At 65.1% G+C, this 9,795-nt stretch carries 7 protein-coding genes and 1 pseudogene; 4 read left to right on the forward strand and 4 right to left on the reverse strand.

Annotated elements, in window-relative coordinates:
- The 3 genes from VIR09_RS19625 to VIR09_RS19635 all read right to left on the reverse strand — a co-directional run.
- On the reverse strand, nt 1–273 hold a 273-nt coding region (locus VIR09_RS19625), incomplete at its 3' end, for a biotin/lipoyl-containing protein (RefSeq protein WP_332014380.1).
- 101 nt (nt 274–374) lie between these two features.
- Nucleotides 375–3,242, reverse strand: a complete 2,868-nt coding sequence (locus VIR09_RS19630; RefSeq protein ID WP_332014381.1) for a 2-oxoglutarate dehydrogenase E1 component — start codon at nt 3,240–3,242, stop codon at nt 375–377.
- A 328-nt stretch (nt 3,243–3,570) separates the two neighbouring features.
- Nucleotides 3,571–4,041 carry an Lrp/AsnC family transcriptional regulator gene (locus VIR09_RS19635; RefSeq protein WP_332014382.1) on the reverse strand — a complete coding sequence of 157 codons (471 nt, stop codon included), beginning with the start codon at nt 4,039–4,041 and terminating at the stop codon, nt 3,571–3,573.
- A gap of 181 nt (nt 4,042–4,222) precedes the next feature.
- On the opposite strand from VIR09_RS19635, the gene VIR09_RS19640 reads away from it, so the two are divergent.
- The 4 genes from VIR09_RS19640 (at nt 4,223) to VIR09_RS19655 (ending at nt 9,521) form a co-directional block, all read left to right on the forward strand.
- The gene (locus VIR09_RS19640) at nt 4,223–5,239 is read left to right on the forward strand and encodes a 1-aminocyclopropane-1-carboxylate deaminase (protein ID WP_332014383.1); all 1,017 of its coding nucleotides are present in this window, start codon (nt 4,223–4,225) and stop codon (nt 5,237–5,239) included.
- Nucleotides 5,240–5,547: 308 nt separating this feature from the next.
- A complete protein-coding gene (gene puuE / locus VIR09_RS19645) occupies nt 5,548–6,492 on the forward strand; it encodes an allantoinase PuuE (protein ID WP_332014384.1) in 945 nt (314 codons plus the stop codon).
- 11 nt (nt 6,493–6,503) lie between these two features.
- The gene (uraD, locus tag VIR09_RS19650; RefSeq protein ID WP_332014385.1) at nt 6,504–8,282 is read left to right on the forward strand and encodes a 2-oxo-4-hydroxy-4-carboxy-5-ureidoimidazoline decarboxylase; all 1,779 of its coding nucleotides are present in this window, start codon (nt 6,504–6,506) and stop codon (nt 8,280–8,282) included.
- A 6-nt stretch (nt 8,283–8,288) separates the two neighbouring features.
- Nucleotides 8,289–9,521 (forward strand): M20 family metallopeptidase, encoded by a 1,233-nt coding sequence (locus VIR09_RS19655; protein WP_332014386.1) that lies wholly within the window; start codon nt 8,289–8,291, stop codon nt 9,519–9,521.
- Nucleotides 9,522–9,552: 31 nt separating this feature from the next.
- Here the strand turns inward: VIR09_RS19655 and VIR09_RS19660 are convergent.
- Nucleotides 9,553–9,795, reverse strand: a pseudogene (locus VIR09_RS19660) (oligopeptide transporter, OPT family); the annotation flags it as partial.

The raw sequence follows: 9,795 nt of genomic DNA on the forward strand, positions 1-9,795 counted from the left end.
GGCGGGCGCGGTCGCGGCGACGGCGGCCTTGCCGGCGGTGTCGATGCGGGCCAGCACTTCGCCCGAGGTGACGGTGCTGCCGTCGCCCTTGACGATTTCAGCCAGCACGCCCGAGGCCGGTGCCGGCACTTCCAGCACGACCTTGTCGGTTTCGACTTCGATCAGGATTTCGTCCGCTTCAACGGCAGCGCCAGGCTGCTTCTTCCAGGTCAGCAGCGTCGCTTCGGAGACGGATTCGGAGAGTTGGGGGACGACGACGTCGGTAATAGCCATTTTGTTTGTTCCGTAAAGTTTGTGTTCTGGTCGCGCTGCGCGGCAAGCCTCGAAATCCAATTCCGGAAACCTGCGCGCGCGGCGCGTGCATCAAGCGAGCGTTACTTCGTCAACATGACCTTGAACTTGGGCGCGAAAGCCGTTTCGATCAGGGCCTTCTGCTGCTCTTGGTGCTTGGCCAGGTAGCCGACGGCCGGCGATGCCGACGCGGCGCGGCCGGCATAGCCCAGCTTCTGGCCTTCGACCATGTTTTCGTACACATGATGCTGAACGTAGAACCAGGCGCCTTGGTTCTGCGGTTCGTCCTGAACCCAGATCACTTCGGTTGCCTTCGGGTACTTGCGCAGTTCCGTTTCGAACGACTTGTGCGCGAACGGATACAGCTGTTCGACGCGGACGATCGCCACGTTGTCGGCGCCACGCTCGCGGCGGGCGTTGACCAGATCGTAGTAGACCTTGCCCGAGCAAGCCAGCACGCGCTTGACCTTGCTGGCGTCGATGGCCTCGTCGACCTCGCCGATGACCGGACGGAAGCTGCCGCCTGCCAGATCGGTCAGGGGGGAGCCGGCGTCCTTGTTGCGCAGCAGCGACTTGGGCGTGAACAGCACCAGCGGCTTGCGGAACGGACGGATCATCTGACGACGCAGCACGTGGAAGATCTGCGACGCGGAGGTCGGCTGGACCACTTGCATGTTGTTGTCGGCGCACAGCTGCAGGAAGCGCTCGATGCGGCCCGACGAGTGCTCGGGACCCTGGCCTTCGTAGCCGTGCGGCAGCATCAGGGTCAGGCCCGACTGGCGGCCCCACTTGGCTTCGCCGGAGCTGATGAACTGGTCGATCACGACCTGGGCACCGTTGACGAAGTCGCCGAACTGGCCTTCCCAGATGGTCAGCGTGTTGGGCTCGGCGCTGGAGTAGCCGTATTCAAACGCCAGCACTGCCTCTTCGGACAGCACGGAGTCGATGACGGTGAACGGAGCCTGGCCTTCCGAGACGTTCTGCAGCGGAATGTAGGTGCCGTCGTTCCAGCGTTCGCGGTTCTGGTCGTGCAGCACGGCGTGGCGGTGCGTGAACGTACCGCGGCCCGAGTCCTGGCCGGTGATGCGGATGGCGTAGCCCGAGGACACCAGGGTGGCGAAGGCGAGGTGTTCGCCCATGCCCCAGTCCAGGTTCAACTCGCCCTTGGCCATGGTGCGGCGATCGTTCAGCAGCTTGGCGACCAGCGGGTGTACCGTGAAGCCTTCCGGCACGGTGGTGATGCGTTCGCCGATGCGCTTGAGTTCGGCCAGCGGCACGGCGGTGTCGGCCTGGTCGGTCCACTTGGCGCCCAGGAACGGCGACCAGTCGATGGCGTACTTGCTCTTGTAGTCGGTCAGCACCGGTTCGATGGTGCGCTGGCCGTCTTCCATCAGTTGGCGGTAGTCCTTCACCAGTTGATCGGCTTCGCCTTCGGCCAGCACGCCTTGCGTGGTCAGCTTGTCGGCGTACAGCTTGCGCGTGCCGGGGTGGTGGCCGATGCGCTTGTACATCAGGGGCTGCGTCAGCGACGGGGTGTCTTGCTCGTTGTGGCCCAGCTTGCGGAAGCAGACGATGTCCACGACGATGTCGTGGCGGAACTGCTGGCGGTAGTCCAGCGCCAACTTGGTGACGAACACCACGGCTTCGGGATCGTCACCGTTGACGTGGAACACCGGGGCTTCGATCATCTTGACCACGTCGGTGCAATACAGCGTCGAACGCGAGTCGCGCGGGTCGGACGTGGTGAAGCCGATCTGGTTGTTGATGACGATGTGCAGCGTGCCGCCCGTGCCGTAGCCGCGGGTCTGCGCCAGGTTCAGGGTTTCCATGACCACGCCCTGGCCGGCGAAGGCCGCGTCGCCGTGCACCAGCACCGGCAGCACTTGCTTGCCTTCGGCGTCACCGCGGCGTTCCTGGCGAGCGCGCACGCTGCCTTCGACCACGGGGTTGACGATTTCCAGGTGGGACGGGTTGAACGCGAGCGACAGGTGGACCGGGCCGCCACGGGTGGACAGGTCGCTGGAGAAGCCGTTGTGGTACTTCACGTCGCCGTCGGTCAGGCCTTCGGCGTGCTTGCCTTCGAACTCGGCGAACAGGTCGCCGGGCATCTTGCCCATGATGTTCACGAGCAGGTTCAGGCGACCGCGGTGGGCCATGCCGACCACGATTTCCTGGACGCCGTTTTCACCGGCGTGGTTGACCACTTCGTCCATCGAGGCGATGAAGCTTTCGCCGCCTTCCAGCGAGAAGCGCTTCTGGCCGACGTACTTGGTGTGCAGGAAGCGCTCGAGGCCTTCGGACTCGGTCAGCTGCTGCAGGATGTGGCGCTTTTCTTCGGCCGAATAGGCGGGCGCGCCCAGGGTGGTTTCCAGGCGTTCCTGGATCCAGCGCTTGGCGGCGGGGTCGGAGATGTGCGTGAATTCGGCACCGATGCTGCGGCAATACGTGTCGCGCAGCGCCTTCAGGATGTCGCGCAGCGTCATGGTGCTGGCGGTCGTGAAGTAGGTGTTGGTAGCCGAGTAGGTTTGATCCAGATCGGCTTCGGTCAGGCCGTAGAAGGCCGGATCGAGTTCGGGGATCGGGGGACGTTCCTGGCGCTTGAGCGGATCCAGATCGGCCCAGCGCGAACCCAGCGAGCGGTAGGCCGCGATCAGCGACTGCACCGAAACCTGCTTGCTGGCGACGCTCAGGTCGGGTTCGGCCGCGCGTTGCACGAAGGCATTGGCCTTGGCGCGCTGGGCGAACGATTCGACGATGGGAGCGTGGGCCTGGTCGCGGGTGGATTCCTGGCCGTCGGTGGCGGGAGCGTGTTGCAGCTGGTCGAAGTATTCGCGCCAGTTGTCAGGTACCGAACCGGGATTGTCGAGGTAGGCTTCGTAAAGCTCCTCAACATAAGGGGCGTTACCCCCAAAGAGATAAGACGTGGATAGAGATTCTATTTCCGAAGACATATCGCTTCACCTTTACGAGTGCTTCACTCGACACGATGCAGGAAAACCTTCCGCGACACGGGCTTCCCGTTAAGCGGATAGCAGGGGCAGAAGGCGCGTACAAGCCTTAAAAGCCGTATGGGATAAGAGTATAGCTCTTTGAGTTTAGGGACGTCTTCTTGCGTTTGCGTGACGCAAAAGCGTATTCGGAATGCCGTCATGCAGCATTGGAATGTCCAGCGAATTCCGTCCATTGCGCCGTCTACGCGCCATCAATTTCCGTCAACCAAAAATGCCGCATCGCATCATTTTCACTGACAGAAATGCCAGTGTTGCGCATTAGCCTCGCTTACACCGGCAATTCCGTCGTGGACATGATCTCTTTCAGTACGAAGAAGGTGCGGATCTGGCGTACGCCGGGAAGCTTGATGATCTCACCCGCATGCAGCTTGTTGAAGCGTTCCAGATCGCGTATGCGCAGCATCAGGAAGTAGTCGAATTCGCCCGCCACCAGATGGCATTCCAGGCAGCCGCTGATGCCGCGCGCCGCGGCTTCGAAATCCGTGAAGGACTCGGGCGTGGAGCGATCCAGCACCACCCCGACAATGACCAGGGTGGCCATGTCGACCTCGGCGGGTTCCAGCAGAGCCACGGTTTTCCGGATGATCCCTTCGCTCTTCAGCTTTTCCACGCGTCGCAGGCAGGCCGCCGGGCTGAGGTGGACCCGCGCGCTCAATTCCAGGTTGGTGATCTGTGCATCCTGCTGCAGGGCGCGCAGGATATGGCGGTCAATGCGATCCAGGCTGGAAATGGCTGCCATTTAATGCGTCCCTGAAAATTAAATTTCGCTCTTGGTTTTTTACCTCAAATAATAAATACCATCCATTCATTTTGATAAGTTTTAAATTCTATAAATCATAAAAATACGCAATTGACGCCATGTCCAGGCAATTCCTATGATTTTTCCATCCGCGCCAACCGCGGCCGTCACAGGAGCCCCCATGGATCTGCAACGCTTTCCCCGCCATCGCCTGACCTTCGGCGACACCCCCATCGAAAAGCTCGACCGCCTGTCCGCGCACCTGGGCGGCAAGGTCGAGATCTACGCCAAGCGCGAAGACTGCAACAGCGGCCTTGCGTTCGGCGGCAACAAGCTGCGCAAGCTGGAGTACCTGATCCCGCAGGCGCTGGAACAGGGCTGCGACACGCTGGTCACCATCGGCGGCATCCAGTCCAACCACACCCGCATGGTGGCCGCGGTAGCCGCAAAGCTGGGCCTGGCCTGCGTGCTGGTACAGGAGAACTGGGTGGACTATTCGGACGCGGTCTACGACCGGGTCGGCAACATCATGATGAGCCGCCTGATGGGCGCCGATGTCCGCCTGGTGGATCAGGGTTTCGACATCGGCTTCCGGCGCAGCTGGGAAGAGGCCCTGGAAGACGTCCGCAAGCGTGGCGGCAAGCCCTATGCCATTCCGGCCGGCGCCTCGGACCACGAACTGGGCGGCCTGGGCTATGTCGGCTTCGCCGAGGAAGTGCGGCGCCAGGAAGCAGAGCTGGGGTTCAAGTTCGACTACATCGTCGTATGCGCGGTCACGGGCAGCACGCAGGCGGGCATGGTGGTGGGCTTTGCCGCGGACGGACGCGCCGACCGCGTCATCGGCATCGACGCCTCGGGCACGCCCGAGCAGACCCGGGCGCAGATCCTGCGCATCGCGCGGCGCACGGCGGACATGGTCGGACTTGGAACCGCTATCGAGGAGCGCGATGTGGTGCTGGACACCCGCTACGCCTACCCGGCCTACGGGCTGCCATCGGCCGAGACCAATGAAGCCATCCGCCTCTGCGCCCGGCTCGAAGGCATGATGACCGACCCGGTCTACGAAGGAAAATCCATGCAGGGCATGATGGACATCGTCCGCCGCGGCGAGATTCCCGCGGGCTCGCGGGTTCTGTATGCGCACCTGGGAGGGGTGCCGGCGATCAACGCCTACAGCTTTCTCTACCGCAACGGATAAGGGCGCCTACGGCGCTTTCGCCTGGCCTTGCGGCGACCTGCGCTGACAGGCCGGCCTCGAATGGCAGGGCTTGCCAGCCCCGGCCGTCCGCGCCCATGATGGATGCAGGAAGCGCAGCCCAGCCGGCGTATCCGCCGGCTGGGCTTTTTCCTGCCTGCACTTTGCCGGTCTCGGTTTCAGCCACGGGAAAATCATGTACATAGTTTGTATACAAAACCAGGATTTCCAGCTATGGTGCTGATCATCAGGAAGTCGTCCGCCAACCCACGCCCGGCCGCCACGCGCCGGCGCACTCCGCCCGCCTGTTCATGACCGCCTACGATTCCACGCTCCCCTACCCCCGCGACCTGGCCGGCTACGGCCGCAATCCGCCGCATGCGAGATGGCCGGGCCAGGCTCGCATCGCGGTGCAGTTCGTGCTGAATTACGAGGAAGGCGGCGAGAACAGCGTGCTGCATGGCGACGCCGGGTCCGAGCAGTTCCTGTCGGAAATGTTCAATCCCGCCAGCTATCCCGAGCGCCATCTCAGCATGGAAGGCATCTACGAGTACGGTTCGCGCGCGGGTGTCTGGCGCATCCTGCGGGAATTTGAAAAGCGCGGACTGCCGCTGACGGTTTTCGGCGTCGGCATGGCCTTGCAGCGCCACCCCGAACTGAGCGCGGCCTTGGTTGAACTGGGACACGAGATCGCCTGCCACGGCTGGCGCTGGATTCACTACCAGCACATCGACGAAGCCACCGAGCGCGAGCATATGCGCCTGGCCATGGACGCCATCACGCAGTTGACCGGCAGCCGTCCGCTGGGCTGGTACACCGGCCGCGACAGCCCGCGTACCCGGCGCCTGGTCGCCGACTACGGCGGCTTCGAGTACGACAGCGATTACTACGGCGATGACCTGCCCTTCTGGATGCGCGTGCAGAAAACGGATGGCAGCATCGTGCCGCAGCTGATCGTGCCTTATACGCTGGACTGCAACGACATGCGTTTCGCGCTGCCGCAGGGCTATTCGCACGCCGATCCCTTCTTCCAATACCTGAAGGACAGCTTCGACGCGCTCTATGCCGAAGGCGACGAGGCGCCCAAGATGATGAGCATCGGCATGCATTGCCGCCTGCTGGGCCGACCTGGCCGCATCACGGCGCTGCAGCGCTTCCTGGACCACATCGCCAGCCACGACCGCGTCTGGGTCTGCCGGCGGCTCGACATCGCGCGCCACTGGCAAGCAGCGCATCCTTATACCCCCAACGCCTGAACAGGACGGCCATGGCCCAATCCCTAGCCCAACTCAATGCGGCGGCGCCCGCGGAAGCCGCCGCCATGCTCGACGGCCTGTATGGGCACGCGCCCTGGATCGCCGAACGCGCGCTTGCCGACCGGCCGTTTCGCTCGGTGGCCGATCTGGGTCAGCGCCTGCGCCAGGCCGTGAGCGAAGGCGATGCCGAGGCCCGGACAGCGCTGCTGCGCGCCCACCCCGAACTGGCAGCCAAGCCAGACGCGCCCCTGGGCGCAGATTCCGCACGCGAGCAGGACCTGGCTGGACTGGCTGGACTGGCCGGCTGCACGCCGGCCGAAATGGCGCGCCTGCAAGAATTGAACGCCGCCTACAAGACCAGGTTCGGCTTCCCCTTCGTCCTCGCCGTGCGCGGCCCGCGCGGCGCCGGCATGACGCGCCAGCAGGTGATGGACGAATTCGCCCGCCGCCTGGACAACCCGCCCGACCTCGAATTCGAAGAGGCCCAGCAGCAGCTGCACCGCATCGCCGAGATCCGCCTGCGGGACCGCTACGACGCCGAGCCCGCCCTGGGCAATGACATCTGGGACTGGAGCGAACAACTGGCCGCCCACAGCGATCCCGGCTATGCCGAAAAGGGCCAGCTCACCGTCACCTATCTGACCGCAGCCCACCGAGCCTGCGCCGGGCTGCTGTCGCAGTGGATGCGCGACTGCGGCTTCGACGAGGTCGGCTTCGACGCCGTGGGCAACGTGGTCGGCCGCTACCTCGCCGCAACCCCCGACGCCCCCACCCTGATGACCGGCAGCCATTACGACACAGTGCGCAACGCCGGCAAGTACGACGGCCGCCTGGGCATCTTCGTACCGATGGCCTGCGTGCGCGAACTGCACCGCCAGGGCAGGCGCCTGCCCTATCACCTGGAAGTCATAGGCTTCGCGGAAGAGGAAGGCCAGCGCTACCGCGCCACCTTCCTGGGATCGGGCGCGCTGATCGGCGACTTCAAGCCCGAATGGCTGGACCAGCAGGACGCCGACGGCATCAGCATGCGTGACGCCATGGCGCAAGCCGGCCTGCGCAGCGAGGACATCCCCAAGCTGAAGCGCGATCCCGCGCGCTACCTGGGCTTCGTCGAAGTCCATATCGAACAAGGGCCCGTGCTCTACGAAATGGGGCTGCCGCTGGCCGTGGTCACGTCGATCAACGGCTGCGTGCGCTACCAGGTGCGGATCAACGGCCTGGCCTGCCATGCCGGCACCACGCCCATGAACCGCCGCCGCGACGCGGCCACCGCCACCGCCGAACTGGCCTTGTACGTGGAACAGCGCGCCGCCCGCGACGGCGACTCGGTAGGCACCATAGGCATGCTGGAGGTGCCTGGCGGTTCGATCAATGTGGTGCCGGGCGAATGCCGCTTCAGCCTGGACCTGCGCGCGCCCAGCGACGCCCAGCGCGATGCGCTGGCGGACGACGTGCTGGCCGAGCTCGAAGCCATCTGCCAGCACCGGGGACTGCGCTACACGCTGGAAGAAACCATGCGCGCCGCCGCCGCCCCCAGCGACCCCGCCTGGCAGCAGCGCTGGGAACGCGCCGTCGACGCGCTGGGACTGCCCGTCCACCGCATGCCCAGCGGCGCCGGCCACGATGCCATGAAGCTGCACGAGGTCATGCCCCAGGCCATGCTGTTCGTGCGCGGCCAGAACGCCGGCATCAGCCACAACCCGCGCGAAGCCACCTCCAGCGACGACATCCAGCTTGCCGTGCAGGCGTTCCTGCACCTGCTCGACGACCTTGCCCACGCCCCCAAATAACCGACCATGACAGCCTACGCCCGACTCGACGCCTGGATTGACGCCCACTTTGACGAGGAAGTCCGCTTCCTGCAGGAGCTGGTGCGCGTGCCGACCGACACGCCCCCCGGCAACAACGCCCCGCACGCCGAACGCACGGCCGAACTGCTGCAAGGCTTCGGCCTGGAGGTCGAGGCCCACCCGGTGCCCGCCGACGCCGTGCGGGACTACGGACTGCAATCCATCACCAACCTCATCGTGCGCCGCGAGTACGGCGCGGGCGGCCCGCGCGTGGCGCTCAACGCCCACGGCGACGTAGTGCCGCCGGGCGAAGGCTGGGAACATGACCCCTACGGCGGCGACATCGACAACGGCAGCCTGTACGGCCGCGCCGCCGCCGTCAGCAAGAGCGACTTCGCCAGCTACACCTACGCCCTGCGCGCGCTGGAAGCCGTCGCCAGGCCCAGCCGCGGCGCGGTCGAACTGCACTTCACCTACGACGAAGAGTTCGGCGGCCTGCTCGGCCCCGGCTGGCTGCTGTCGCAAGGGCTGACCAAACCCGACCTGCTGATCGCCGCAGGCTTCAGCTACGAAGTCGTCACCGCCCACAACGGCTGCCTGCAGATGGAGGTGACGGTGCACGGCAAGATGGCGCATGCCGCCATCCCCGGCAGCGGGGTGGACGCGCTGCAAGGCGCGGTTGCGATCCTAAACACGCTGTATGCGCAGAACGCGCGATACCGGGAGATCCGCTCCGAGGTGCCGGGCATCAGCCACCCCTATCTGAACGTCGGCCGCATCGAAGGCGGCACCAACACCAATGTGGTCCCCGGCAAAGTGATATTCAAACTGGACCGCCGCATGATCCCCGAAGAGAATGCAGCCGAAGTCGAAGCCGACATCCGCCGCATCATCCAGGAAACCGCCGACTCCGTGCCCGGCATCCGCGTGGACATCAAGCGTCTGCTGCTGGCCAACTCCATGCGTCCGCTGCCGGGCAGCCAGCCACTGGTGCAGGCCATCCAGAAGCATGGGCAGGAATTGTTCGGCGAGCCTATCGCCGCCATGGGCACGCCGCTTTATACCGATGTGCGCCTGTACGCCGAAGCGGGCATCCCGGGCGTGATCTACGGCGCCGGGCCGCGCACCGTGCTGGAATCGCACGCCAAGCGCAACGATGAGCGCGTGGTCCTGGAAGACCTGCGGCGCGCCACCAAGGTCATCGCCCGCACGCTGGCCGACCTGCTGAACGCCGCCTGAGGCGGCCGCCCGGCAAGTTCTGCCGGGCGCATCACGCCAGCTTCATCACCCGGCGCCAGAACAGGATTGCCACCAGCACGAACACGGCCAGGCCCAGGAAGGACGCCGTGTGCTCGAAGCCCGCGCCGGCGATCGCCAGCGGCGCTTCCGTGCCGGCCGCGCCGATGATGCCGGCCATCAGCACGCCGACCAGGCTTTCGCCCACGATCAGGCCCGAGGCAATCAACACGCCGCGGCGGTTGGCCGCGTCGGCGAACTGCTCGTAGGGCTTGCC

Source organism: Achromobacter sp. (assembly GCF_036567245.1).
Lineage (GTDB): Bacteria > Pseudomonadota > Gammaproteobacteria > Burkholderiales > Burkholderiaceae_B > Achromobacter.